This window comes from Streptomyces sp. GL_140 (assembly GCF_057834465.1).
Genome location: NZ_CM174404.1, coordinates 4,430,155 through 4,453,807 on the forward strand (window position 1 = coordinate 4,430,155; position 23,653 = coordinate 4,453,807).

At 72.2% G+C, this 23,653-nt stretch carries 25 protein-coding genes; 11 read left to right on the top strand and 14 right to left on the bottom strand.

Annotated elements, in window-relative coordinates; all coding sequences use genetic code 11:
* Positions 1-149: 149 nt before the first annotated feature.
* A complete protein-coding gene (locus AC3IYJ_RS20670) occupies positions 150-767 on the bottom strand; it encodes a class F sortase (protein ID WP_489396264.1) in 618 nt (205 codons plus the stop codon).
* Positions 768-1,207: 440 nt separating this feature from the next.
* Positions 1,208-1,705, bottom strand: a complete 498-nt coding sequence (locus AC3IYJ_RS20675) for a hypothetical protein (RefSeq protein ID WP_489396265.1) — start codon at positions 1,703-1,705, stop codon at positions 1,208-1,210.
* Between AC3IYJ_RS20675 and AC3IYJ_RS20680 the strand changes: the two genes are divergently transcribed.
* The gene (locus tag AC3IYJ_RS20680) at positions 1,686-2,774 is read left to right on the top strand and encodes an NsdA family TPR-like regulatory protein (protein ID WP_489396266.1); all 1,089 of its coding nucleotides are present in this window, start codon (positions 1,686-1,688) and stop codon (positions 2,772-2,774) included. The genes AC3IYJ_RS20675 and AC3IYJ_RS20680 overlap by 20 nt on opposite strands.
* A 46-nt stretch (positions 2,775-2,820) precedes the next feature.
* On the opposite strand, the gene AC3IYJ_RS20685 is transcribed toward AC3IYJ_RS20680, so the two are convergent.
* The 6 genes from AC3IYJ_RS20685 to kdpF form a co-directional block, all read right to left on the bottom strand.
* On the bottom strand, positions 2,821-3,900 hold the full coding sequence (locus AC3IYJ_RS20685; protein WP_489396267.1) for a PucR family transcriptional regulator: 1,080 nt from the start codon (positions 3,898-3,900) through the stop codon (positions 2,821-2,823).
* Positions 3,901-4,138: 238 nt separating this feature from the next.
* The gene (locus AC3IYJ_RS20690) at positions 4,139-5,380 is read right to left on the bottom strand and encodes an MFS transporter (protein ID WP_489396268.1); all 1,242 of its coding nucleotides are present in this window, start codon (positions 5,378-5,380) and stop codon (positions 4,139-4,141) included.
* A gap of 173 nt (positions 5,381-5,553) precedes the next feature.
* A complete protein-coding gene (gene kdpC / locus AC3IYJ_RS20695) occupies positions 5,554-6,189 on the bottom strand; it encodes a potassium-transporting ATPase subunit KdpC (RefSeq protein ID WP_489396269.1) in 636 nt (211 codons plus the stop codon).
* Between the two features lie 22 nt (positions 6,190-6,211).
* A complete protein-coding gene (gene kdpB / locus AC3IYJ_RS20700; protein ID WP_489396270.1) occupies positions 6,212-8,311 on the bottom strand; it encodes a potassium-transporting ATPase subunit KdpB in 2,100 nt (699 codons plus the stop codon).
* A complete protein-coding gene (gene kdpA, locus AC3IYJ_RS20705) occupies positions 8,308-9,972 on the bottom strand; it encodes a potassium-transporting ATPase subunit KdpA (protein ID WP_489396271.1) in 1,665 nt (554 codons plus the stop codon). The genes kdpB and kdpA overlap by 4 nt, the downstream gene beginning before the upstream one ends.
* A 6-nt stretch (positions 9,973-9,978) precedes the next feature.
* Complete coding sequence (kdpF, locus tag AC3IYJ_RS20710) at positions 9,979-10,068, bottom strand: K(+)-transporting ATPase subunit F (protein WP_489396272.1); 90 nt, start codon at positions 10,066-10,068, stop codon at positions 9,979-9,981.
* Positions 10,069-10,477: 409 nt separating this feature from the next.
* On the opposite strand from kdpF, the gene AC3IYJ_RS20715 reads away from it, so the two are divergent.
* From AC3IYJ_RS20715 to pucL, 3 genes are all read left to right on the top strand, one after another.
* Complete coding sequence (locus AC3IYJ_RS20715) at positions 10,478-11,278, top strand: SDR family NAD(P)-dependent oxidoreductase (RefSeq protein ID WP_489396273.1); 801 nt, start codon at positions 10,478-10,480, stop codon at positions 11,276-11,278.
* A gap of 133 nt (positions 11,279-11,411) precedes the next feature.
* Positions 11,412-12,773: an aspartate aminotransferase family protein gene (locus AC3IYJ_RS20720; RefSeq protein WP_489396274.1), complete on the top strand. Its 1,362-nt coding sequence runs from the start codon at positions 11,412-11,414 to the stop codon at positions 12,771-12,773.
* A gap of 267 nt (positions 12,774-13,040) precedes the next feature.
* Positions 13,041-13,958: a factor-independent urate hydroxylase gene (gene pucL / locus AC3IYJ_RS20725; RefSeq protein ID WP_489396275.1), complete on the top strand. Its 918-nt coding sequence runs from the start codon at positions 13,041-13,043 to the stop codon at positions 13,956-13,958.
* 82 nt (positions 13,959-14,040) lie between these two features.
* On the opposite strand, the gene AC3IYJ_RS20730 is transcribed toward pucL, so the two are convergent.
* Positions 14,041-14,505 carry a histidine phosphatase family protein gene (locus tag AC3IYJ_RS20730; RefSeq protein WP_489396276.1) on the bottom strand — a complete coding sequence of 155 codons (465 nt, stop codon included), beginning with the start codon at positions 14,503-14,505 and terminating at the stop codon, positions 14,041-14,043.
* 181 nt (positions 14,506-14,686) lie between these two features.
* Between AC3IYJ_RS20730 and AC3IYJ_RS20735 the strand changes: the two genes are divergently transcribed.
* Genes AC3IYJ_RS20735 through AC3IYJ_RS20745 form a run of 3 tightly spaced genes read left to right on the top strand, consistent with a single transcriptional unit; the run spans position 14,687 to position 16,007 of the window.
* A complete protein-coding gene (locus AC3IYJ_RS20735) occupies positions 14,687-14,905 on the top strand; it encodes a CbtB domain-containing protein (RefSeq protein WP_489396277.1) in 219 nt (72 codons plus the stop codon).
* 22 nt (positions 14,906-14,927) lie between these two features.
* On the top strand, positions 14,928-15,677 hold the full coding sequence (locus tag AC3IYJ_RS20740; protein ID WP_489396278.1) for a CbtA family protein: 750 nt from the start codon (positions 14,928-14,930) through the stop codon (positions 15,675-15,677).
* A 39-nt stretch (positions 15,678-15,716) separates the two neighbouring features.
* On the top strand, positions 15,717-16,007 hold the full coding sequence (locus AC3IYJ_RS20745) for a hypothetical protein (RefSeq protein ID WP_489396279.1): 291 nt from the start codon (positions 15,717-15,719) through the stop codon (positions 16,005-16,007).
* Positions 16,008-16,023: 16 nt separating this feature from the next.
* Here AC3IYJ_RS20745 and AC3IYJ_RS20750 read toward each other — a convergent pair whose 3' ends face one another.
* From AC3IYJ_RS20750 to AC3IYJ_RS20760, 3 genes are read right to left on the bottom strand one after another with little or no spacing between them, the layout of a single operon-like run.
* Positions 16,024-17,286, bottom strand: coding sequence for an ABC transporter permease (locus AC3IYJ_RS20750; RefSeq protein ID WP_489396280.1), 1,263 nt, complete (start codon positions 17,284-17,286; stop codon positions 16,024-16,026).
* On the bottom strand, positions 17,283-18,056 hold the full coding sequence (locus AC3IYJ_RS20755) for an ABC transporter ATP-binding protein (RefSeq protein WP_489396281.1): 774 nt from the start codon (positions 18,054-18,056) through the stop codon (positions 17,283-17,285). The genes AC3IYJ_RS20750 and AC3IYJ_RS20755 overlap by 4 nt, the downstream gene beginning before the upstream one ends.
* Positions 18,053-19,048, bottom strand: coding sequence for a peptidoglycan-binding protein (locus AC3IYJ_RS20760; RefSeq protein ID WP_489396282.1), 996 nt, complete (start codon positions 19,046-19,048; stop codon positions 18,053-18,055). Before AC3IYJ_RS20760 ends, AC3IYJ_RS20755 begins: the two co-directional genes overlap by 4 nt.
* On the opposite strand from AC3IYJ_RS20760, the gene AC3IYJ_RS20765 reads away from it, so the two are divergent.
* Positions 19,020-19,217 carry a hypothetical protein gene (locus tag AC3IYJ_RS20765; protein WP_489396283.1) on the top strand — a complete coding sequence of 66 codons (198 nt, stop codon included), beginning with the start codon at positions 19,020-19,022 and terminating at the stop codon, positions 19,215-19,217. The genes AC3IYJ_RS20760 and AC3IYJ_RS20765 overlap by 29 nt on opposite strands.
* A gap of 106 nt (positions 19,218-19,323) precedes the next feature.
* Here AC3IYJ_RS20765 and AC3IYJ_RS20770 read toward each other — a convergent pair whose 3' ends face one another.
* The gene (locus tag AC3IYJ_RS20770) at positions 19,324-19,854 is read right to left on the bottom strand and encodes a hypothetical protein (RefSeq protein WP_489396284.1); all 531 of its coding nucleotides are present in this window, start codon (positions 19,852-19,854) and stop codon (positions 19,324-19,326) included.
* 217 nt (positions 19,855-20,071) lie between these two features.
* Here AC3IYJ_RS20770 and AC3IYJ_RS20775 point away from each other — a divergent pair, with 217 nt between their 5' ends.
* Complete coding sequence (locus AC3IYJ_RS20775) at positions 20,072-20,728, top strand: response regulator transcription factor (protein WP_489396285.1); 657 nt, start codon at positions 20,072-20,074, stop codon at positions 20,726-20,728.
* On the top strand, positions 20,725-21,942 hold the full coding sequence (locus AC3IYJ_RS20780) for a sensor histidine kinase (RefSeq protein ID WP_489396286.1): 1,218 nt from the start codon (positions 20,725-20,727) through the stop codon (positions 21,940-21,942). The genes AC3IYJ_RS20775 and AC3IYJ_RS20780 overlap by 4 nt, the downstream gene beginning before the upstream one ends.
* Here the strand turns inward: AC3IYJ_RS20780 and AC3IYJ_RS20785 are convergent.
* Positions 21,908-22,540: a TetR/AcrR family transcriptional regulator gene (locus AC3IYJ_RS20785; protein WP_489396287.1), complete on the bottom strand. Its 633-nt coding sequence runs from the start codon at positions 22,538-22,540 to the stop codon at positions 21,908-21,910. The genes AC3IYJ_RS20780 and AC3IYJ_RS20785 overlap by 35 nt on opposite strands.
* Positions 22,541-22,647: 107 nt before the next feature.
* On the opposite strand from AC3IYJ_RS20785, the gene AC3IYJ_RS20790 reads away from it, so the two are divergent.
* Positions 22,648-23,601 carry an alpha/beta fold hydrolase gene (locus tag AC3IYJ_RS20790; protein ID WP_489396288.1) on the top strand — a complete coding sequence of 318 codons (954 nt, stop codon included), beginning with the start codon at positions 22,648-22,650 and terminating at the stop codon, positions 23,599-23,601.
* Positions 23,602-23,653 lie beyond the last annotated feature (52 nt).

Here is a 23,653-nt window from a genome sequence, read left to right on the forward strand (position 1 = left end):
GTCCCGCTCATGCGGAGGGTCTGCCCCGCGGCGCGGCCCAACTCCCCGCCCGGAGCGAAGATCCCCCCGACCGGGGGACGAAGACACCCCCCACGGCTGACAGATGGCCGAGGGGGGTGACGGGTGAACACATCCGAGTCCGTAGTGCGTCAGCGGGGCGTGCGGCGGTGTCCCGTGAGGCGGGCGAGGACGGCGGTCTCCCCACTGATCAGTCGGAGTTGGGCCCTGCCGGAAGAGCTCTCCCGCTGGGAGAGCCCGGCGGGGGAGATCCGGTACACGGTGAAGATGGCCGTACGCCGGTCGGCGCGGGGGATCTCGACCACCTGCCCGCGCCGGAGCCCGGTGAGATGGAGGGACTCCCCGGAGACTTCGGCGGTACCGGCCACGCCCGGAGCCGGGCCTGCGGAGTCCCAGACGGCGCCGTCCACGAGGTCGGGCCCGCCCGCCCCGCCCACCGGCGTCCCGCCCGTCAGCGGTACGTCCACCCGAAGGCTCCGGATGACCAGCCGCAGCGGGCGTGCCGCCGGAAGCGGCGCCACGCCCGCGCGCCCCGGCCGCCGGGTGCCCTTGCCGGTGGTGTGCCCGTCCGAATGGTCCAGCTGCCTGGCCAGCCGCCGCGGGCCCGACAGCCCCAGCACCCGCGACGGCAGGGCGTCGCCCGCGGTGGGCGAGGCGGGCCGGGCGCCCTCGGTGGAATGCAACACCCCTATGCCGACGATCAGCAGAGTCACCGTCAGCACGCCGACCATCCACTGGGCGCGGGGCATGAGCATCCCTCCTGTTCCGGCTCGGGCGGCCGGGTCCTGAGAGCAGTGGACTCCTCCCAGGGCCTCGGATCCTCGTGTAACACGGCAAATTGACGGCGCGTCACGGTCACTTCACCCCGAGGTGGGAGCGTCTTCGCAGATGGCGGCCGGTGGGCCGGGCGATGACCAGCATGTGGAAGACGTGCGCCCGAACGAGTGAGAACGTCAAGGCGGGGCTCCGGGCGTGTCGGGTCGGCGGCACGTTCTGCCACATGCGAAAACCTGTCAAGCGGGACGATGCGACGGAGTGGCCGTGCGAGTTGCGGGGGTGGACCCGGCCGCTTGTCCTTGAGCCATGAATGATCCTTACGCGTACGCCCTGGCCATGGGCCTCCGTTCCTCGCCCCGCCACGACGCGGCCCTTCCGGGCGCGGCGGCAGTCGGGGGACCCCTGGACGGGTTCACCCCGGTGCGCAGGGCTCTGCTCGTACCCGCTCCGGGGTTCGATCCGGCGCCCGCTCCGGCGCCGGGGCGAGGTCCGCGGCCCCGGTGGGGTGCGCGTGCACCCAGCCGATGCGGCGCAGCCCCGACCAGCCCGGCTCCTCGGCGGCGTCCGCCAGGGCGGTGGCCGCGGCGGTCAGCGGCAGCAGGCTGACGGCCGCCGGAGCCTGCGGGGAGTCCGGGGCGCCGAGCACCGGCCGTGGGCTCGGCCGGGTGGCCTCGGCGACCGCGACCCGGGTGAACACCGGCCGCGGAAGCTCCGGATGGTCGGGCAGGTCGCTCACGGTCGGGGCCAGGCAGTGCACCCCGGCCGCGAACCCCTCCCGCAGGGCCGCGGCGGCCACGGTCCGCCCGGCCGGCCCCGCGTCCCCGGTGGTGACCAGGTGGAACGCCGTGGACCGACGGCCCGCGGAGGCGAGGGGCAGCAGCGCGGCCACGGTGGCGGCGGGCTGCTCCACGCACCAGACGGCGTCGAAGCCGGGCCGGGCCGACCCGGCGGCCCCCGCCGCCCCCGGCGTCGCGGAGCTTGCCGCGCGGCGGCATCTCGCCGCGCACGCCGAGCAGTTGCGGGCCCTGGCCGGGAGCTTCTCGGGGCTCTACCTCGCCCATGGCGGTACCCGCACCCGCGCCGCCCTGGCCGCCTGGCTCGCCCAGGACGCGGGGGCCTTCGCCGCGCGCCGCCCCCGGCCGGGCCGGGCGGGGGCGGCGGCCCGTGGAACCGGGCCGGGCGGGGTGCCCGCGCGGACCCGGGTCCTCGTGGAACGGCCGGGGACGGTGGAAGCGGACGTACTGCGGGGGTACGCGCAACTCACCCACCTGCTCGGCGATATGACCGTCGAAGCCGGGTACCACGGGCTCGCGCAGGAGTACCACGCCATCGCCCTCGGGCTGGCCCGGCAGGCCGGGGACCGCCGGATGTACGCCATCACGCTCCGCGCGATGAGCGCGCACGCCGGGCGGCTGGGGCAGCCCGGGTACGCGGTGCGCCTCGCCCGGATGGCCGTGGACAGCGCTCCAGCCGACGGGGAGCCCGGGACGCTGGCGTTCCTGCTGGTCCAGCGCGCCGCGGCGCACGCCCACGCGGGGGAGCGGGCGGCGGCCGCCGCCGATCTGGCCGCCGCCGACCGGGTGCACGCACGGCACACCGCGAAGTCACCCGCCGGACCCTTCGAGTCCTACGCCCGCGCCGACTTCGACTTCGCGCGGGCCCGGACCCACCTCGCGCTCGGCGAGGTCCCGGCCGCGGTGGAGGCGCTGGAGCGGTCCCTGCGAGGCCGCGCGGCCGGGCAGCACCGGGCCACCGCGCTCACGCACGCCGCGCTGGCCGAGGCGCTGCTGCGCCTCGGGCACCTCAGCCGGGCGTGCGAACACTGGCGGGCGTTCCTCACGGTCGTCCCGGCCGTGCAGTCCCGCGCGGTGCACGAGGCGCTCGGGCGGCTCCTGCGGGACCTGACCCCGTACCGGCGGATGAGGGAGGCGGTCCCGACCTTCGCGATGGCGAGGGCGCTCGCCGAACGGCTCCGGTGACGGCGCGGTCGGCGCGCAGGATCCCTACGGCCTCCCCGCAGCCTTCCTACAGCGGCTGGGCCGGCCAGTTCAGCAGCCGGGCCCCGATCACCGCCGTCTGGAGGGTGTAGCGCTGCACCGGGTCGCCGGGGTCCGTTCCCGTCAGCCGGTGGATGCGTTCCAGGCGGTACGTCAGCGCGCGCACGCTCAGGTTCAGCCGACGGGCCGCCGCCGCGCCCACGCAGCCGGAGTCGAAGTACGCGCTCAGGGTGTCCAGCAGCGGACCGGCTCCGCCGCGGCCCGCCTGCAGGGGACCCAGGACGCTGCGCACCAGGTCGACCAGGGCGGCCCGGTCCCTCGCGAGCACCGGGAAGACCAGCAGGTCGGCGGAGCGCAGGACCGGGCCGTCCAGTTGGAGGCGGTCGGCGAGGTCGAGGGCGCCCAGGGCCTCCTCGTACGAGGTCACGACCCCGCCCGCTCCGGGATGGGGCCGGCCGATCGCGACGAGGCCCCGTTCGGCCACGGCGGCGTAGGCGTGCTTGGCGAAGTGCGCGAGGACGTCGTCCTGGTCGCCGGGGGCGATGCAGATCAGCTGGCCGTCCTTGGTGGCGAGCAGGAACGTACGGTGGCCGAACCGCCCCGACAGCGCCAGTTCCACCTGCCGGATCGCCGTGCCCGTGTCCTCGTAGGACTCGGGTCCGCGGGCCACCGCCACCGAGTGCGCCTGCGCCAGGTGCAGGCCGAAACGGTCGGCCCGCGCGCTCAGTCGGCCCAGGTCGCTGCGGCCGAGGAGCAGGTCGTCGATGAACTCCCGTCGGGCCGCTTCCTCTTGGCGGACCGCGAGCCGCTGGGCCCGCTCGTAGCCCTCGGCGAAGGCGTCGACGGCCTGTTCCACCGCCGCCAGGACGTGGTTCGCGGCCAGCCGGCCGGCCAGCGCCCGCCGCGTCACGGCCAGGTGCGCGCCGATCAGCGTGCGCAGCCCGTACCCGGCCTCGGCGGCCCGTACGCCCTCCGCCCGCCGGGCGTCGAGCTCGTCGCGGCCGGGGCGGCGGCCGGTCTCCGCCACCTGCCCGAGGATCCGGACGTAGCCGTCCAGGTACGCGTCGGGGACCTTGGTGGTCCCGACCGTCCCCGCCGTCCCCGCCATCCCGACCGTCCCGGCTCTCCCGGCCATCCCCGGGCCCGCAGTGGTCCCGGAGGTTCCGGGCATCCGAGGCATACGAGGTATCCGGGATATCTCCCGACCTTCCGTCACACCAGCTCCCGCGAGTAGCTCAAGGGCCCCATTCTTGCTGGTCGCAGGCGGTCTCCGGCTAGAGCCGGGGAGGAATTCCCTACGCGAGCCGAAAGGGGTGCGGTCGGTCCAGGTCCCGGTCCGATCCGTCCTAGGCCCCGCTCCGGAGCGTGCTCTCCAGGCGCATCATCCAGACCGTGGCCCACACGAGGGCGAGGACCGCCAGTACGCGGGTGGCGGCCGCCATGCCGAAGGCGGCGGCCAGCGGGCCGATGGCGAGGGCGGAGACGCCCTGCAGACCCATGGCGAGTCCGAAGGCCAGGACCATGATCCGCCCCCGGATGTGGTCGGGGCTGGCCACTTGCAGGCCGTTGAGCGAAAGGATCCCGCAGGCGCCGACCCCTACGTGGCCCACCGCGGCGGCGGCCATGCCCAGGGCCAGGTGATCGGTCTGGGCCAGGGCCAGGTATCCGGCCCCGAAGACGGCCAGGCCGCCCGAGGTCACGTAGAACCGCCGGTGCTGCGAACCTCCGGCGAGCCGGCGGCCGACGAAGGGGCCCAGGACGGCTCCGACGCCCTGGGCCAGGTACAGCGCGCCGACCCCGGACTCCCCGACGTGGAAACGGGCCAGGGCGTAGACGGGCAGCAGCCCGACCATGCCGTAGGACAGCCGCAGTCCGGCGGTCAGCCACAGGTACGCGGCCACGGCGGGCGTGGCCCGTACGAACCGGCCCAGCTCCGCGGTATCGGCGCGAACCCGCATCCGGTGGGCGGGGGCGTCCGTCGCGAAGGGGCTGCGGATCCTGGCCACGAGGAGGGCGGAGACGGCGAACGAGGCCGCGTCCACGAGCAGCGTGACGGAGGCGCCGCCCACCGCGGCGACCAGCCCGCCGAGCCCGGCACCCACCAGGAGTCCGCCGGAGTACACGCCGCCGAGCGCGGCCTGGGCCGCCGGCAGGTCCCGTTCGGCCACCAGGTTGGGCAGCACGGTCTCGGGGACCGGCTTGGACACGGCGGCGAACGCCGACAGCACGGCCAGAGCGCCGAGCGCGAGCGGCACCGAACCCAGCCGCAGGGCGACCAGCAGCCCGAAGACCGGCACCACCGCGCCGAGGTCGCACGCGATCCGCAGCCGCCGCCGGTCGAAGCCGTCGGTCAGCGGACCGATGAACGGGATCAGGACCACCCCGGGAAGGGAGTTGACCGCGAACAGGACCGCGGTCAGCGCGGGCGACCCGGTCTGCCGGTACACGAACCCGCTCAGCGCGACCAGGGTGAACCAGTCGCCGGTCATGCTGAACGCCGAGGCGCACAGCAGCCGTCGGAAGTCGGGGTTGGCCCGCAGCAGCGCGGGGAGGCGGACGGGAGGCGAGGAGGGCGGTGGTCCGGGCATCCGCGGCCGCCGGATCAGCGCACCCCGGTCATGACCGGTCCGACCGGAAGCCGCCCGACCCGAATCCGTACCCGCGACAGTCCTGACGGTCCCGACAGTCCCGACGGTGCGTGTATGAGCTCCCCATGAACGTCAGTAGAGCATCCGTCCTCCCGGCCGGAACCGGGAGTTGGCTACTTCTGGGCGATGGCCTTCAGGGCCGTGTTCAGCTCCAGAACGTTCACCCGGGGCTCTCCCATGAAGCCGAGCGTGCGGCCTTCGGTGTGGTCGCGCACCAGCTTCGCGACCGTCGCCACCGGGAGGCCGTTGCGCTGCGCGACGCGGTGGATCTGGAGGTCCGCGTAGGCCGGGGAGATGTTCGGGTCCAGGCCGGAGCCGGAGGAGGTGATCGCGTCGGCCGGGATCTCGGACAGGCGCGGGGTGTAGCCGGGGACGGTGTTGTCGAGCAGGGCCTTGGCCTTGGCCTCCTCCACCGCCTTCAGCAGCTCCGGGCTGTCCGCGGCCTTGTTGGTGGCTCCGGAGACCAGCAGCTCGTACTGCGTGTTGAGGGTGTTCTTCGCGAGGCCCGCCGCCGGGCGGCCCTGGAACCAGCGCAGGTCGTCCCCGTACGACTGCCCGATGAGGGAGGAGCCGACGACCTTGCCGCCGGCGTCCTTGATCTCGGAGCCGTTGGCCTTGCCGTGGAAGGCGGCCTGGGCGATGCCGGTGACCACCAGGGGGTAGAGGACCCCGCACAGGACGGTCAGGACCAGGAGGGCGCGCAGGCCCGCGCCGAGGAGGCGGAGGGTGTTGGACACGGAGTTGGTCATGGCGGGATCAGCACGTTCCTAGTCAGGAGAGGCCGGGGATGAGGGAGACGATCATGTCGATGAGCTTGATGCCGATGAACGGGGCCACCAGGCCGCCGAGTCCGTAGAGGGTGAGGTTGCGGCGGAGCATCCTGTCGGCACTGGTGGGCCGGTACTGGACGCCCTTGAGGGCGAGGGGGACCAGGGCGATGATGACCAGCGCGTTGAAGATGACGGCCGAGAGGATCGCGGAGTTCGGCGAGGACAGGCCCATGACGTTGAGCTTGTCGAGGCCCGGATAGACCACCGCGAACATGGCCGGGATGATCGCGAAGTACTTCGCGACGTCGTTGGCGATCGAGAAGGTGGTCAGCGCACCGCGGGTGATCAGCAACTGCTTGCCGATCTCGACGATTTCGATGAGCTTGGTGGGGTTGGAGTCCAGGTCCACCATGTTCCCGGCCTCCTTGGCGGCCGAGGTGCCCGTGTTCATGGCCACGCCGACGTCGGCCTGGGCGAGCGCCGGGGCGTCGTTGGTGCCGTCGCCGGTCATCGCGACGAGCTTGCCGCCGGCCTGCTCCCGCTTGATGAGGGCCATCTTGTCCTCGGGGGTGGCTTCCGCGAGGAAGTCGTCGACTCCTGCCTCCTCCGCGATGGCCTTCGCGGTCAGCGGGTTGTCGCCCGTGATCATCACGGTCTTGATGCCCATGCGCCGCAGCTCGTCGAAGCGTTCGCGCATGCCCTCCTTGACCACGTCCTTCAGGTGGATGACACCGAGGACGCGGGCACCCTTGTCGTCCTTCACCGCCACGAGCAGCGGCGTACCGCCCGCGCCCGAGATCTCGTCCACCTTCGTGCCCGTGTCGGGGGCGATGGTTCCGCCCTGCTCGCCGACCCACGCGGTGATCGAGGAGGCGGCGCCCTTGCGGACCTTGCGCCCGTCCACGTCCACGCCCGACATGCGGGTCTGCGCGGTGAAGGGGATCCACTCGGCGGCCGTCAGCTCGCCCTGGTGGCGTTCGCGCAGTCCGTACTTCTCCTTCGCGAGGACCACGATCGAGCGGCCCTCGGGGGTCTCGTCGGCCAGTGAGGACAGCTGGGCGGCGTCGGCCAGTTCGGCGGCGATGGCTCCGCTCACCGGTACGAACTCGGAGGCCTGGCGGTTGCCGAGGGTGATGGTGCCGGTCTTGTCGAGCAGCAGCGTCGAGACGTCGCCGGCGGCTTCCACCGCGCGGCCGGACATGGCCAGGACGTTGCGCTGGACCAGGCGGTCCATGCCCGCGATGCCGATGGCCGAGAGCAGCGCGCCGATGGTGGTGGGGATCAGGCAGACCAGCAGTGCGGTGAGCACGATCATCGACTGCTCGGCGTGCGCGTACATCGCGAACGGCTGGAGGGTGACCACGGCCAGCAGGAAGACGATGGTCAGTGAGGCCAGGAGGATGTTGAGGGCGATCTCGTTGGGGGTCTTCTGGCGGGCCGCGCCTTCGACGAGGGCGATCATGCGGTCGATGAAGGTTTCGCCGGGCTTGGTCGTGATCTTGATGACGATGCGGTCGGAGAGGACCTTGGTGCCGCCGGTGACGGCGGAGCGGTCGCCGCCCGACTCGCGGATGACGGGGGCCGATTCGCCGGTGATGGCGGATTCGTCGACGGAGGCGACGCCTTCTACGACGTCTCCGTCGCCGGGGATGATGTCTCCGGCCTCGCAGACCACGAGGTCGCCGATACGGAGCTCCGTGCCGGGGACGGTTTCCTCGACGGCGCCGTTCAGGCGGCGCGCGACGGTGTCGGTCTTGGCCTTGCGCAGGGTGTCGGCCTGGGCCTTGCCGCGTCCCTCGGCCACCGCTTCCGCCAGGTTGGCGAAGACCGTGGTCAGCCACAGCCAGCCGGTGATCGCCCAGCCGAAGAGGTTGCCCGGGTCGGAGATGGCCAGTGCGGTGGTCAGCACGGAGCCGATCAGCACCACGAACATGACCGGGGACTTGACCATCACGCGGGGGTCCAGCTTGCGCACCGCGTCGGGGAAGGACTTGAGCAGCTGCTTCGGGTCGAAGATGCCGCCGCCGATCCGGGCCTTCTCGGGCTTGTGACCGCTGGGCAGGTCCCCGTGCGGGGCGCGGGTGGGGGTGATGGTGCTCATGAGGCGAGCCCTTCGGCGAGCGGGCCCAGCGCCAGGGCCGGGAAGTAGGTGAGGCCGGTGACGATGACGATCGTGCCGACCAGGAGGAAGGTGAACAGCGGCTTCTCGGTGCGCAGGGTGCCCGCGGTCGCCGGGACCGGCTGCTGTTCGGCGAGCGAGCCGGCCAGGGCCAGCACGAAGACCATCGGCAGGAAACGGCCGAGCAGCATCGCCAGACCGGTGGTGGTGTTGAACCACTGGGTGTTGGCGTTCAGTCCGGCGAAGGCCGAGCCGTTGTTGTTGCCGGCCGAGGTGTAGGCGTAGAGGACCTCGGAGAAGCCGTGCGCGCCGCCGTTGGACATCGAGGTGACCGGGGTGGGCAGAGCCATCGCCAGGGCGGTGAAGCCGAGGACGAGGGTCGGGGTGATGAGGATGTAGCAGGCCGCGAACTTGATCTCGCGGGTGCCGATCTTCTTGCCCAGGTACTCGGGGGTCCGGCCGACCATCAGGCCCGCGATGAACACCGCGATGATCGCCATGATCAGCATGCCGTAGAGGCCGGAGCCGACGCCGCCGGGTGCGATCTCGCCGAGCTGCATGCCCAGCAGCTGGATGCCGCCGCCCAGTCCCGTGTAGGAGGAGTGGAAGGAGTTGACCGTGCCGGTCGAGGTCAGCGTGGTGGCGACCGAGAAGATCGCGGAGGCGCCGATGCCGAAGCGGGTCTCCTTGCCCTCCATCGCCCCGCCGGCCGCCTGGAGCGCCGGGCCGTGGTGGCTGAACTCCGTCCACATCATCAGCGCGGTGAACCCGATCCAGATGGTGACCATCGTGGCGAGGATCGCGTAGCCCTGACGGACCGAGCCGACCATGCGGCCGAAGGTGCGGGTCAGGGAGAACGGGATGAGGAGCATCAGGAAGATCTGGAAGAGGTTCGAGAAGGGGGTCGGGTTCTCGAAGGGGTGGGCGGCGTTGGCGTTGAAGTAGCCGCCGCCGTTGGTGCCCAGCTGCTTGATGGCGTCCTGCGAGGCGGCCGCGCCGCCGTTCCACTGCTGCTGCCCTCCCATGAACTGGCCGACTTCGTGGATCCCGGAGAAGTTCTGGATGACCCCGCAGGCCACCAGCACCACCGCGGCGATCGCCGACAGCGGCAGCAGGATGCGGACGGTGCCGCGCACCAGGTCCGACCAGAAGTTGCCGAGCTCACCGGTACGGGAGCGCGCGAAGCCCCGTACGAGGGCCACCGCCACGGCCATGCCGACCGCGGCCGAGACGAAGTTCTGCACGGCCAGGCCGCCGGTCTGGACGAGCGGGCCTATGGCCTGCTCGCCGGCGTAGGACTGCCAGTTCGTGTTCGACACGAAGGAGACGGCCGTGTTGAAGGCCTGGTCCGGCTTGATGGAGGCGAAGCCGAGCGAGCCGGTCAGGGCGCCCTGGACGCGCTGGAGCAGGTAGAGGAAGAAGACGCCCACTGCCGAGAAGGCGAGGACGCCGCGCAGGTACGCGGGCCAGCGCATCTCGGTGTTCGGATCGGCGCCGACGGCCTTGTAGATCCACTTCTCGGGGGCCCAGTGCTTCTTCGAGGAGTAGACGCGGGCCATGTAGTCGCCCAGCGGGCGGTAGGAGAGGGCCAGGGCCGCGGCGAGCGCGAGCAGCTGGAGCACCCCGGCAAGAACGGGACTCATCGGGGCTCAGAACCTCTCCGGGAACACGAGGGCGATGACGAGGTAGCCCAGCAGCGCGACGGCGACCAGCAGGCCGATGACGTTTTCGGCGTTCACAGCTTGGCCACCCCCTTGGCGACGAGTACCACCAGTGCGAAGACCGCGATCGTGGTGACGACGAAGGCCAGATCGGCCATCGTGAGCTCCCGGGGATTTCGAGGGCGGGTGTTTTCAGGACACCTCGTTGTCGGACACCTTCGAGTGGAACGCCTGTCCGGGGGTCTCACAGACACCCTTGACGGGGCCCATACGTCCAGCGGTACGGCTTTTACGGGTCCCTAACAGGGGGATGTGCGCCGTTCGCTCAGAGTAGGCGCGTGTGTACCTATTCACCTGATCTGTGGCGCTGTGGGGTAGTCGATTGGGTGATCAAACTCCGGATAGCGGAAACCAACTTCCGACATACGGGATTCGCGCTATGCTCCGGGCCGTCCAGACCACGGAACCCCCTGCCAGGAGGAACGCCATGACCGAGCAGACCCCCGCCCCGGCCGAGAACCGCGTCGCCCTGATCACCGGATCCTCCTCCGGCATCGGCGCCGGGATCGCCCGCAGACTGGCCGCGGCCGGCATCCGGGTCGTCCTGAACTCGGCGCGCAGCGAGGACGCGGGCAAGGCGCTCGCCGCCGAGCTGCCGGACGCGGTCTACGTACGGGGAGACGTGGCCGACGCCGCCGACGCGCGGCGGATCGTGGAGACGGCGATCGACGCCTACGGGCGCCTGGACATCCTGGTCAACAACGCGGGCGTCACCCGCTTCATCCCCCTGGGCGACCTGGACGCGGCGGACGCCGACGCCTGGCGCGAGATCTTCGAGGTCAACGTCGTCGGCACCTGGCAGATGATCACCGCCGCCACCCCCCACCTGCGGGAATCCGCGCAGCGCGCCGCCGTTGACGGCTCCGGCGCGAAGTCCGGCGGCGCCTCGATCGTCAACATCTCCTCCGTCTCCGCCACCCGCGCGCTCGGCAGCTCCATCCCGTACGCGGTCAGCAAGGCCGCCGTGAACCACATGACCCGGCTGCTGGCCTCCCAGCTCGGACCGGCCGTCCGGGTGAACGCGATCGCGCCCGGCCTCATCGACACCCCCTGGTACGAGGGCGCGGACGAGGTCTGGGAGAGCTCGCGCGAATGGATCACGGAGAACACCCCGCTGCGCCGGGTGGGCACGCCGCAGGACGTGGCCGAGGCCGCGCTCTACCTGGTCGACGCGGCCTACACGACCGGCGACGTCCTCACGGTCGACGGCGGCCGCCACGTCGTCTGACGGGCCCCGCGCCGACGCGCCCGCCCGTCGCCCGTGTCGTCCGCCGCCCCGCCGGCCCCGCCGCCCCGACCCCGCCCGCACGCAGATCCGTACACGGAGAGGTATCCACATGCCGGACAACTACGCTCGATCCATGAACGCAGAAGCCGACGCCCTCGCCGCCGCCAAAGCCGCAGTGAAAGATGCCGACCGCAAGCACGTCTTCCACTCGTGGTCGGCCCAGGAGCTCATCGACCCGCTCGCCGTAGCCGGCGCCGAGGGCTCGTACTTCTGGGACTACGACGGCAACCGCTACCTCGACTTCTCCAGCGCGCTCGTCTACACGAACATCGGCTACCAGCACCCGAAGGTCGCCGCCGCCATCGCCGAGCAGGCGGCGAAGCTCTGCACCGTCGCGCCCGGCTTCGCCGTGGACGTGCGCTCCGAGGCCGCCCGGCTGATCGCCGAGCGCACCCCCGGCGACCTCGACAAGATCTTCTTCACCAACGCGGGTGCCGAGGCCGTCGAGAACGCCGTCCGCATGGCCCGGCTGCACACCGGCCACCCCAAGATCCTCTCGGCGTACCGCTCGTACCACGGCGCCACCTCCACCGCGATCAACCTCACGGGCGACGCGCGCCGCTTCGGCAACGACACCGCGACCGCCGGTGTCGTGCACTTCTGGGGCCCGTTCGCCTACCGCTCGCCCTTCTACGCGGCCGACGAGGCCGAGGAGTGCGTGCGCGCCCTGCGCCACCTGGAGGACACCATCGTCTTCGAGGGACCGCAGTCGATCGCCGGGATCATCCTGGAGACCGTCGGCGGCGCCCCCGGCGTGCTCGTGCACCCCGAGGGCTACCTGGCCGGCGTCCGCGAGCTCTGCGACCGATTCGGCATCGTCTTCATCCTCGACGAGATCATGGTGGGCTTCGGCCGGACCGGTAAGTGGTTCGCCTCCGAGCACTGGGACGTCACCCCCGACCTGATCTGCTTCGCCAAGGGCATCACCAGCGGCTACGTGCCCCTCGGCGGCGTGGCCATCTCGGCCGCCATCGCCGAGACCTTCGCCCGCCGCCCCTACCCGGGCGGGCTGACCTACTCCGGGCACGTGCTGGCCTGTGCCGCGGCCGTGGCCACCGTGAACGTCATGGAGGAGGAGGGCATCGTCGAGCAGTCCGCCCGCACCGGCGCGGAGCTGCTGGGCCCCGGGCTGCGCGCCCTCGCCGAACGGCACCCGTCCGTCGGTCAGGTCCGGGGTCTGGGCACCTTCTGGGCCCTGGAGCTCGTACGGGACAAGGAGACGCGCGAGCCCCTCGTCCCGTACAACGCCGCCGGGGCCGACGCCGCCCCCATGGCGGAATTCGGCGCGGCCCTGAAGAAGGCCGGGCTGTGGCCGCTGATCGCGGGGAACCGCCTCCACGTCGCGCCGCCGTGCAACATCTCGGCCGAGGACGTGGCCAAGGGCCTGCGGATCATCGACGAAGCCCTGATGGTCGCCGACGCGCACACGGTCTGACCTGCGCAGATCGTACGGTTGCCCAAGCCGTGGGTGCCTGTTCTCGGAGGATTCGCTCCCTTACGAACGGGATGTGAACGTGCTGGAATCAACAGGCACCTACGGACCGGGATGCACGTCAGTCCCGGGGCGGTCCACGGATTCTCCGAGTCTTCTCCGAGTACGTGACCGAACGGCGGGGGGCGGGCTGCGCGTCCGCCGGACGCCGGGCGTACGGGATCCAGACAACCGGACTCCGTGTTCCCGAGTACCGAAGGAAGACAGCGCATGAGCAAGCACGTCCTCGCCCAGAACCAGTACGGCAAGGCCGAGAACCGCATCGTCAAGGTCACCCGCAAGGGCAACGACGGTTCCTGGCACGAGATCCGCGACCTGAACGTCTCGGTCGCGCTCCGCGGTGAGTTCCGCGACGTCCACCTCACCGGCGACAACGCCAACTGCCTGCCGACCGACACCACCAAGAACACGGTGTACGCCTTCGGCAAGGAGCACGGCGTCTCCTCCCCGGAGGCCTTCGGCATCCTGCTCGCCAAGCACTTCGTCTCCTCGCAGGAGCCGATCCGCGAGGCGCAGATCCGGATCGAGGAGTTCGCCTGGGAGCGGATCCCGGTCCCGTCGCGCAAGGAGCAGCACTCCTTCTCCCTCAAGGGCAGCGAGGTGCGCACCACGCAGGTCACGTACAGCGAGACGACCGGTCTCCAGGTCATCTCGGGTCTGAAGGACCTGACCGTGATGAACTCGACCAACTCCGAGTTCCACGGCTACATCAAGGACAAGTACACGACCCTGAAGGAAGCGTACGACCGCATCCTGGCGACCAAGGTCACCGCGCGCTGGGCGCACTCGGCGCTGGCCGCCGACGACCCGGAGTACGACTGGGACCAGTCGTACAAGAAGGTCCGCAAGCACATGCTCGAGGCGTTCGCGGAGACCTACTCGTACTCGCTGCAGCAGACCCTGAACGCGATGGCCGAGCGCGTGCTCGACAACTGCCCCAAGGTCAACGAGGTCCGCCTCAACCTCCCCAACAAGCACCACTTCCTGGTCGACCTGGAGCCCTTCGGCCTCAAGAACGACAACGAGGTCTACTTCGCGGCGGACCGCCCGTACGGCCTGATCGAGGGCACCATCCACCGCGACGGCGTGCAGCCGGTCATCGCGACCAGCGACTGGATCGTGGCGTAACACCCATACTCGCACTGCCACTCGTACCGTCCGGTTCGGCCCGGCCCCGCCAAGGGGGCCGGGCCGAACCGGCGTTCACGGTCTAGTTCCCGTGCTGCTCCCCGGGCTGTCCCACGAGCAGGTTCCAGCGCCCGGAGCGGCCCGTCAGGGTGGTCACGGAGCCGGGCCTGACGTCGAGGCGCCAGAAGGCCGCCGCGGGCAGCTCCAGCGCCCACACGACGGCCGCCCGTACGACGCCCTGCCCGGCCACCGGCCGGTGCGTCCCCGGCGCCAGCCCGGCCAGCTCCACGCCGACCCGCGCGATCAGCGCCTCCACCGACTCCCCACCGCCCGAGGGCGCGAACGAGGTGTCGGTCATCCAGCTCCGCAGCGCCCCAGGGTCCCCGGCCGCCACCTCGTCCATCATCAGCCCCGCCCAGGCCCCGTGATCCTGACCACGCAGCCCCTCGTACCCGGGGCACGGATCCCCGTAGGGGAAGCGATGCAGCCGCTCGGCGTCGCTCAGCGGAGGTCTCACGAGATGGACTCGCACGAATGCGCTCTTCATAAGGTGAGCGTAAGCGCGGTACGGTCACCAACGACAAGACGACGGTATGACGGAAGCACCGGTGAGAATCCGGCACGGTCGCGCCACTGTGAATCCTCCCGGAGGGGGAGGAAAGTCAGACCCGCCACCGTCGTCGCGAGCACCAATGACCGGGACGCGTGTTCCCCTGGAGGTTCCTGCCATGGCCCACTCCGCCGTGCCCACGACTGCCGCACCTGTCGGCATCGCCCCCATCTCCCTCTCCTCGCTGGCCCCCTGGGCCCTGTTCGTCGGCGTCCTCATGCTGGTCCTGCTCTACCTCGTCGGCGCCGAGCAGGGTGCCACCGCGGTGTTCCAGGGCGACACCATCCACGAGTGGATGCACGACGGCCGTCACCTGCTCGGCTTCCCTTGCCACTGACCAGCGAGGGGCAAGTGCGCTCATGAACGACATCTCTCCCCGCGTGCTCCTGATCAGGGGCATGCTCGCCGGCCTGCTGGCCGGTGTCGCGGCGTTCCTCGTCGCGTACCTCCTCGGTGAATCCAAGGTGGACGCGGCGATCGCCATCGAGGAAGCCGGCGCCCACGACCACGGCGAGGAGTCCGCCCCGGTCAGCCGGGCCCTCCAGGCCACGGCCGGCCTCGGCACCGGAACCCTGCTCTACGGTGTCGCGCTCGGCGGCATCGCCGCGCTCGTCTTCTGCTACGCGCTCGGCCGCATCGGCCGCTTCGGACCCCGGTCCACGGCGGCGCTGGTCGCGGGCGGTCTGTTCGTCACCGTCAACCTGGTGCCGTTCCTCAAGTACCCCGCCAACCCGCCGGCCGTCGGGGACCCCGACACCGTGGTCCGGCGGACCACCCTGTTCGTCCTGATGATCGCGCTCAGCGTGCTCCTGGCCTCGGTCGCGCTGATCCTGGGCCGGCGTCTCGCGCCGCGCATGGGCAACTGGAACGCCTCGATCGTCGCCGGGCTCGCCTTCGCGGTGGCCATCGGCATCGCGTACGCGACCCTGCCGGGCGTCAACGAGGTCCCGGCGGACTTCCCGGCCGCGCTCATCTGGCAGTTCCGGCTCTCCTCGCTGGGCATCCAGATCGCCATGTGGAGCACTTTCGGCCTGGCTTTCGGATTTCTTGCCGAACGGGCCCTTGTCCCGGCCGTCGCACCCAAGGAGGCTGTACAGCCTGCGAGTTGATGTCTCGCAAGGTTGATCGAAGGGGCCGGTGGCGGCACGATGACGACGGTGATCCGGGAGTTCCGGGAGTTCCGGGACCTGCACGGACTCAGGGAACTCCGGGAGTGGCGCGGCTGGACGGGGGCAGCCCCGTTCTGGCTGAATTCGCTGCTGCTGCTCCTGGCCCCCTTCACCTCGGTCACCCTGTTCGCCCAGATCGGCATCATCGCCGCCCTGGCCGCCATCGGCGGACTGGCCCGCCATCTCTGGTCGGGTGACTACGGCCACCCGGCCATCCACACCGCCGCTGCGCTCATGGGTGCGGCGGCGGTGGCGTTCGTGGTGTCCTGAGCGGCCGGTCCGGGCCTCAGGCGGCCGAGCGCAGTGCGTCGGTCGGGGACACCCGGGCCGCGCGCAGGGCCGGGTAGATGCCGGCGACGGCGGCCACCAGGACCGACACCACGGGGCCGGCGACGACCGTGTAGAGCGGGACGGAGGCGGGCCAGCCCTGGGCGAGGGCGTAGCCGTACACGGTGAGGCCGCCCAGGAGGAGTCCGCCGATCCCTCCGATGAGGCCCATCAGCACGGCCTCGATCAGGAACTGGACGGCGATCTGGCCGCTCCGGGCGCCGAGCGCGCGGCGCAGTCCGACTTCGCCGCGGCGCTCCATCACGCCGACGACCATGGTGTTGGCGATGCCGACCCCGCCCACCAGGAGGGCGACGGCGGCGAGGACGAGCACCAGGGCGGTGAGGGAGTCCTTGGTCTCGGCGCGTGCCGTGTACAGGTCCGAAGGGCGGCTGACGGCGACCGTACTGGGGTTGGCGGGGTCGGCGGTGGCCCCCGCCACGGCCTGTACGCCGGGTACGCGATCGGGGTGGGCCCTGAGGTAGACCGTGGCGGCGGTGCCGTCCGCGCCGAGGGCGGCGGTGGCCACGGGCCAGCCGACGAGGGCGGCCGAGGAGAGTTCGGGGGCCAGCTCGTTGGGGGCCAGGATCCCGGCGACCGCGAACCACTGGCCGCCCAGCCAGACCCGTTCGCCGGGCGCGCCCACGCCGAGCCGCAGCGCGGCCTGGTCGCCGAGCACTGTGACGGGGAGGTTCTCGCCGGCCCGGTCGAGCCAGTGGCCGCTGCTCAGGGTGGCGTGCAGGACGTCGAGCAGGTTGAGCCGGGCGGCCAGGACGCTGATGCTGCCCGTCTGCTGGGCGGGTACGAGGTCGTTGCGGTAGACCCGGGCCTTGGTGGCGCCGGTGGCGGTGACCTGCTGCACGGGTCCGATGTTGGCGAGCATCTTCTCGGCCGTGGGCGGCAGTGGCACCGGCTTCTGGTCGGGACCGTTGCCGGGGGCCACGGTGATCAGGTTGGAGCCGAGCCGGTCCAGGCGCGCCAGCAGGTGCGCCTGGTTGGAGGCGGATATCCCGGTGACGGCGATGACGGCGGCGATGCCCAGGGAGATCCCGAGCGCGGAGAGCGCGGTGCGCGTCCGGCGGGTGCGCGGCCCGATCATGCCGAGGCGCAGCACGTCCACGGGGCGCAGCCGCGTACGGCGCGGTCGGCGCGGGCGACTCCTGCGACGGCCGGTGGGCGGGGTGTTCGGCGAGGTCTTCGGCGGGGTCGTGGGCGGGGTCATCGGAGGGCTCCTGCGGGGTTCTGGCCGTGCTCGTCGAACTCGATGCGCCCGTCGTGGATGCCGATCCGCCGGGGGAACGAGGCGGCCAGTTCCCGGTCGTGGGTGATGACGACGACCGTGGTGCCGTTGGCGTTCAGCTCGCGCAGCAGGTCGACGACGGCGGTGCCGGAGACGCTGTCCAGGGCGCCGGTGGGTTCGTCGGCGAGCAGCAGCGCGGGGCGGGCGACGAGGGCGCGCGCGATGGCGACGCGCTGCTTCTCGCCGCCGGAGAGCTGGTCGGGGTGGTGGTCGAGCCGGTGTCCGAGACCCACTTCGTGCAGGGCCTCGACGGCGCGGGCGCGCCGGTCCGAGGCGCGGGCGCCGCTGTAGAGGAGGCCGGTGGCGACGTTCTCCACCGTGGTGACCTTGGAGAGCAGGAAGAACTGCTGGAAGACGAAGCCGATCCGGTGGGCGCGCAGGGCGGCCAGTTCGGGGTCGGAGACGGCTGCCAGGTCGCGCCCCTCGAAGCGGAGCTGTCCGGCGGTGGGGCGGTCGAGGGAGCCGAGCAGGGCGAGCAGGGTGGATTTGCCGGAGCCGGAGGGGCCGACCACGGCGAGGAGTTCGCCGGCCCCGATGGTGAGGTGGATGCCGTCCAGGACGCGCAGCGGCGGTGATCCCGGGTACTCCTTCGTCACGCCCGTGAGTTCCAGTACCGGGGTCGGGGCGGCCGGAGTAGGGGTGGCCGGGGCCGGGGAGGCCTGAGTCGGGTCGGCCGACCGGGGAAGCGTCACTTCGGGATCACCACCTGGTCGCCCGCCCGGACCTCCCCGGTGATCTGGGCCCTGGCGTCGGCGACCAGTCCCAGCTCGATCCTGACGAGCCGGGTGGCGCCGCCGTCGGCGACCCGGACCCCGTAGCCGCCGCCGTCCAGGGCGAGCAGCGCCGTGACGGGCACGATGAGCGCGTCGCTGACGCTGCTGCCGACGACCGTGACGGTCGCGGAGGAGGGGCCCGCCTGCTGGGCCTCCTGCTGGCCGTCGAGCGCGATGGTGACGGTGGTCCTGTCCGAGCCGCCCGCACCCCCGCCCCCGCCTCCCGGGCCGCCGTCCCCGCCGTTGCCGCCCCCGCCCCCGCCCCCGCCCCCGCCCCCGCCCCCTCCCCCGCCGCCGCCCCGGACCAGCGAGCGGATGCGGCCGTTGAGGGTGGAGCCGTCGGCCAGCTTCACCGTGACCCGGCCGTTGGGCTTGAAAGAGGAGAGCTGGTTGTCGGCGGGCTGCACGGTGGCGACCAGGTCGGTGCCGGTCACGGTCATGACGGAGGTGGCACCCAGCGCCGAACCGAGCTGCGCCCCGAGCTGCTGGACCCGTACGGCCGGCTGCGGCAGCACCACGACGCTGCCGAGCACCACCGACCCGGTCTGCGGTTCGCCCAGGGACTTCTGCCAGCGCTTGACGGCGGTGGCGGTGGCGGCGGTGAACTTCTGGTCCGCCGACAGGCCCAGTCCGTCGGCGTGGCCGAGCGCGATCAGGTTGCGCTTGAGCTGCTCCACGTCGGGGCCGTCGGCTGTCCCGGGGCCGAGGTCGCGCCACATCGGGCGGTCACCGGTGAGCAGTACGACGGGCCGGCCGTCCACCTCGTAGAGCTTCGCCCCCGCCTTGAGGACCGTGCCGACGGCGGGCAGGGCGGTGAGGATGCCGCGTCCCGCGGCGACGACCTGGGTGGGGGAGTCGTAGCCGAGGGAGCCGCCCACCTGGATGCCGCTGGACAGGGAACCCTGCTGCACGGGGGCCGTGGCGGCCTGGTCGGCGGACCCCTGCGCGGCGGGGGAGCGGTGGCGGTCCCAGGGGGTGCAGGGCCGCGAGCACGCCCCCGCCGCCGAGCACGGCGACGAGGACGAGCGGTACGAGGACCTTGCGCCGCGCCCTCCGCACGGGGACGGACGAGGCGGGTGAGGCAGATGAGACGGGTGCGGTGGATGAGCTGGGCGAGATGGGTGAGACGGGTGAGATGGGTGAGTCTTCGGCGGGAGCCGGGGGCCCGGCGGGCTTGCTCATGCGCTCACTGGCCGATCGAGTAGCCGGGCATCGGCAGCTTGCCGCAGGCCGGTTGGATCGCGTCCCACCGCTCGGCGTTGAACGAGGCCGCGCTGAAGGCGAGGAGCCCGGTCTTGGGATCGGGGTCGGGTATGTCCGCGTACCCGTTCTTGCGCGCGCACGCGACGAACGCCCGGCCCTGCTCGACGAACTTCTCGTTGTTCTTCCGCACGGCCTGGTGGATGCCGGGCACCTTGGCATCGCAGATCTTGCTCGCCGCGTCGTAGGCGTCGGTCCCGGACGACTCCCCGGTGCCGCTGGCGGGGAAGCTGATGTTGCCTTCCTTGTCCTGCTCGACGCTGTTCTGCCCCTGCTGGTGCATGCAGTCCACCCAGGCCCGCCGCACCGCGTTGTCGTCCTGCGGCTTGCTCTTCTCCGTACCGTCGCCCCCCGCCACATCGGGCGCCGGGGCCGGTGAGGAGCAGCCGCTCATCACCAGGGCCGCGGTCACGGCGGCCGCCGCCAGTACCGTCGTCCGTACGATCTCGGTCCGCATCGCTCGCTTCTCCCTGCTGGACGTCCTCATCTGCTCCGGAAAGTTCTACGGAGCGCCCGGTGAGCCACCCGTGAGCGTGTGCCTAACCGCCGGCTCACAGCGGCCGGGGCATCCTTGGCTGACGCGTCACCGGGCCGGACGGCCGGCCGGACGGTACGCGGTCGGAGAGGCCGGCACGGGGCTGCCCGGCACGGCCGAGCGGAGTGAGTGGAACAGCATGCGGGTACTGATCGTCGAGGACGAGGTGGAGCTCGCCGCGATGCTCGCCGACGGGCTGCGCGCCGAGGGCATGGCGTGCGACGTCGCCCACGACGGCGCCCGCGCGCTCGAGATGACGGCCGCCGCCGAGTACGACATCCTCCTCCTGGACCGGGACCTGCCGAAGCTGAGCGGGGACGCCGTCTGCCGGGCCCTGAACACGGCCGGCTACCCCGCCAGGATCCTGATGCTCACCGCCGCCGGGACGCTCGCCGACCTGGTCGACGGGCTCGGCCAGGGCGCCGACGACTACCTCGCCAAACCCTTCTCGTACCTCGAACTGATCGCCCGGCTGCGCGCGTTGGGCCGCCGCACCGCGACCGGCAGCGCCGCCACCGTGCTGAGCAGGCGCGGGGTCAGCCTCGACACCGTGCGCCGGATCGCCGAACGCGACGGCCGGCCCCTGAGGCTGACACCCAGGGAACTCGGGGTACTGGAGCTGCTGCTCGCCGCCGACGGGGCCCCGGTCGACACCGAGCAGCTGCGGGACAGCCTGTGGGACGCGGCCCTGGACCCGGCCACCACCGCCGTACGTGTCACCGTGCACTCCCTGCGCCGCAAGCTCGGCGAACCACCGCTGATCACCCACGACGCCGGATTCGGGTACAGGCTGTGACCCGCCACCGGCTGCCGCTGCGCGGCCGGCTGACCCTGATGACCACGGCGCTGTTCGCGGTACTGGGCTGCGGGCTGCTCCTGCTGAACTGGCTGAGCTCCCGCGACCTCATGGAGGCCAACCGCGGGCTGGTCGTCCCCCAGGCGGATCTGGTGGACCCGCTCCAGCCGTCGCAGGGCCCGCTGCCCACGCCCACGACCGAGCTCACGCCGACCGGCGTCCCCACCCCTGCCGCCACCGGGCAGGAAACTTCCCTGCCCGCCGCGACCACCAGTCCCGCCGAGGCCTTCGAGGACTTCCGGCACACCGTCCTCGACGATCTCCTGACGCGGTCCCTGCTCCTGCTCGCCGTCTTCACCGTGCTGGCCGCTGTGCTCGCCTGGTGGGCGAGCCGCCGCTCGCTTCACCGCCTGAGCCAGGTCACCGCGGCGGCCCGGCGGATCGCCGCCGGCAGCGCGCTGGGCGAGCGGCTGGCCCTGACCGGCCCGAACGACGAGGTCCGCGAGCTCGCCGACACCTTCGACGCCATGGTCGACCGCCTGGACCACAGCTTCACCGCGCAGCGCCGCTTCACCGCCCACGCCTCGCACGAGCTGCGCACCCCGCTGACCCTGCAGCGCACCGCACTGGAGATCCCGCTCGCCCAGGGCCGGGTTCCGGCCGACCTGATGCCCTCCATCGAGCGGGCCCTTGAAGCCAACGCCCGGACCGAGCGCCTGATCGCGGCGCTGCTGACCCTGGCGCGCGGGGAGAGCGAGCGGCTGACCCCGCATCCGGCCGACCTCGCGGACGCCGCCGGACAAGCCCTGGCGGACGTGGCCGGGGAGGCGCGGGCCGCGGGCGTCCGCATCGGCTCCGACCTCCGGCCGGCCCCGGTCGCGGGCGACCTTTCCCTGCTCCGGCAGATCGCGCTCAACCTCCTGACCAACGCGGTGCGTCACAACCACCCCGACGGTACGGCGACGGTGAGCACCGGTACCGCTGGCGGCTCCGCCTTCGTCGAGGTCGCCAACACCGGGCCCGTCCTGGACCCGGACGAGGTCCCGGCCCTCTTCGAACCGTTCCAGCGAGGTCCGGAGCGCCGTGGCGAGGGTTCCGGACTCGGGCTGGCCGTGGTCCGTGCCATCACCCTGACCCACCAGGGCCGGATCAGCGCCGTCCCCCGCCCGGCCGGGGGCCTCACGGTCCGGGTGGAACTGCCCCTGCGCGGGTGACGGTGAAGATGCGGTCCAGGTGGTGGCGGAGCACGGCGATCGCCGACTCCGGGCCCCGCTGGCCCACCAGGATGCTGGTGCCCATGGCCCCGGCCATGGCGAGCAGGCTGATCGCCTCCGTGCGTGCGTCGGCGCCGGGATCGGCCAGGCCCGCGGACTGGGCGCCGTTGATCAGGCCGGTCAGGGCGTTCTCGGCGGCGTCGGGGTTGTCGATGAAGGGCTGGGCGGCGAGCGCCTCGTCGGTCACGGACAGGATCGCGTACGAGCTGTAGAGGAGGTGGAAGGTGCGGCTCTCCTCGTCGGTCGGCAGGGAGGCCAGCAGCAGCGCTTCGATCGTCGCGCGCGGGCCGGGGGCCGGACCGGCGGCGGCGAGCCGGGCGCCCACCCGGGCCGTGAAGCGGTCGGTCAGGTGCTGGAGCCCGTAGAAGAGCAGTTTCTCCTTGGTCTGGAAGTAGTACTGGACGAGGCGCAGGGAGACTCCCGCCTCGGCTGCCACGTCGCGCATGCCGACCGCGTGCAGTCCGCGCCGTCCGGCGACCCGGATGAGTGCCTCGGCGATCTGTGTGCGGCGTTCTTCGTGGTCCACGCGCTTTGGCATGTGCTGGGGTCTCCGCCCGTCGGTGTGGGTCCCCTTCATGGTACCGCTGTATCAACATCGTGATACGGTCGTATCGCGAAGAACGGATCCTCCCGGAGGTGCCTGCCGTGCCCGAGAACACGAACCGCGTACGCCGCGACATCGGCCGATACGTCAACGACTCCCTGCGCGACCGCTACTTCGCCGCCGCCGACGTCCTCTTCGCGATGGGGGCGCCCGTCCGCTCCGAGACGGACGTCGAGACGAGCTTCGGCACCACGCACGTCTACCGGTACGGGCCCACGGACCCCGCGGCCGAGTCCCGTACGCCGATCGTCCTGATCCACGGCGCGGCCTACTCCTCCGCCATGTGGTTCCCCAACACCCCCGCACTCAGCCTCGACCGCCCGGTCTACGCCCTCGACACCCCCGGCGACGCGAACCGCAGCGTCCACCGCGAGCCCATGTGGCAGCCCGAGCGCGCCGCGCAGTGGATGGACGAGGCCCTCGACGCGCTCGGCCTGGACCGGGTCCACCTCGTCGGCTCCTCCTACGGCGGCTGGCTCGTGCTCAACCAGGCCCACCGGCGCCCGGAGCGGCTCGCCTCGGTCACCGCCCTCGACCCCGGCGGCCTGGAGAAGGTGGGACTGCGCTTCTTCGTCTGGATCTTCATCAGTCTGTTCGCGACCTTCGCCCCCAAGGCCCTGCGCCCGCGCCTCGCCGCCTGGCTGGACCAGCCGGTCCTCGCCATCCCCGAGATGCGCGAGTGGATCCAGCTCGGCGCCCGCGCGTACCGGATCCGCCGCCCCGCACCCCTGCCGCTGGCCGAGGACGCGCTGCGCTCCATCCGGACCCCGCTCTACGTCATCCTGGGCAAGCGCAGCCTGCTCGTGCATCCGAAGCGGCAGTTGGAACGCGTACCGCGCCTCGTGGCCGGAGCCCGCGCCGAGATCATCGCGGCGACCGGCCACGGACCGCAGATCGACCACCCGGACGTGGTCAACGCCCGGATGCTGTCCTTCATGGAGGACGTCGACTCCCTGGACCCGGCCGCCGGGCGCCGGGGCGCCGTGGAGGCGTAACACCCCTTCGCACCGCGCCCGTTCCCGCGCGCAAGAGGGGCCGCGGAGTCAC

Bases quoted from the DNA above. Each gene is read 5' to 3' on its own strand.
- AC3IYJ_RS20785 (WP_489396287.1), bottom strand. From the start codon at position 22,540: ATGCCAAAGCGCGTGGACCACGAAGAACGCCGCACACAGATCGCCGAG.
- AC3IYJ_RS20770 (WP_489396284.1), bottom strand. From the start codon at position 19,854: ATGCGGACCGAGATCGTACGGACGACGGTACTGGCGGCGGCCGCCGTG.
- AC3IYJ_RS20685 (WP_489396267.1), bottom strand. From the start codon at position 3,900: ATGGCGGGGACGGCGGGGACGGTCGGGACCACCAAGGTCCCCGACGCG.
- AC3IYJ_RS20735 (WP_489396277.1), top strand. From the start codon at position 14,687: ATGGCCCACTCCGCCGTGCCCACGACTGCCGCACCTGTCGGCATCGCC.
- kdpB (WP_489396270.1), bottom strand. From the start codon at position 8,311: ATGAGCACCATCACCCCCACCCGCGCCCCGCACGGGGACCTGCCCAGC.
- AC3IYJ_RS20690 (WP_489396268.1), bottom strand. From the start codon at position 5,380: ATGCCCGGACCACCGCCCTCCTCGCCTCCCGTCCGCCTCCCCGCGCTG.
- AC3IYJ_RS20745 (WP_489396279.1), top strand. From the start codon at position 15,717: ATGACGACGGTGATCCGGGAGTTCCGGGAGTTCCGGGACCTGCACGGA.
- AC3IYJ_RS20765 (WP_489396283.1), top strand. From the start codon at position 19,020: ATGCCGCTGGACAGGGAACCCTGCTGCACGGGGGCCGTGGCGGCCTGG.
- kdpA (WP_489396271.1), bottom strand. From the start codon at position 9,972: ATGAGTCCCGTTCTTGCCGGGGTGCTCCAGCTGCTCGCGCTCGCCGCG.
- AC3IYJ_RS20750 (WP_489396280.1), bottom strand. From the start codon at position 17,286: ATGACCCCGCCCACGACCCCGCCGAAGACCTCGCCGAACACCCCGCCC.
- AC3IYJ_RS20720 (WP_489396274.1), top strand. From the start codon at position 11,412: ATGAACGCAGAAGCCGACGCCCTCGCCGCCGCCAAAGCCGCAGTGAAA.
- AC3IYJ_RS20730 (WP_489396276.1), bottom strand. From the start codon at position 14,505: ATGAAGAGCGCATTCGTGCGAGTCCATCTCGTGAGACCTCCGCTGAGC.
- kdpC (WP_489396269.1), bottom strand. From the start codon at position 6,189: ATGACCAACTCCGTGTCCAACACCCTCCGCCTCCTCGGCGCGGGCCTG.
- AC3IYJ_RS20715 (WP_489396273.1), top strand. From the start codon at position 10,478: ATGACCGAGCAGACCCCCGCCCCGGCCGAGAACCGCGTCGCCCTGATC.
- AC3IYJ_RS20670 (WP_489396264.1), bottom strand. From the start codon at position 767: ATGCCCCGCGCCCAGTGGATGGTCGGCGTGCTGACGGTGACTCTGCTG.
- AC3IYJ_RS20775 (WP_489396285.1), top strand. From the start codon at position 20,072: ATGCGGGTACTGATCGTCGAGGACGAGGTGGAGCTCGCCGCGATGCTC.
- pucL (WP_489396275.1), top strand. From the start codon at position 13,041: ATGAGCAAGCACGTCCTCGCCCAGAACCAGTACGGCAAGGCCGAGAAC.
- AC3IYJ_RS20740 (WP_489396278.1), top strand. From the start codon at position 14,928: ATGAACGACATCTCTCCCCGCGTGCTCCTGATCAGGGGCATGCTCGCC.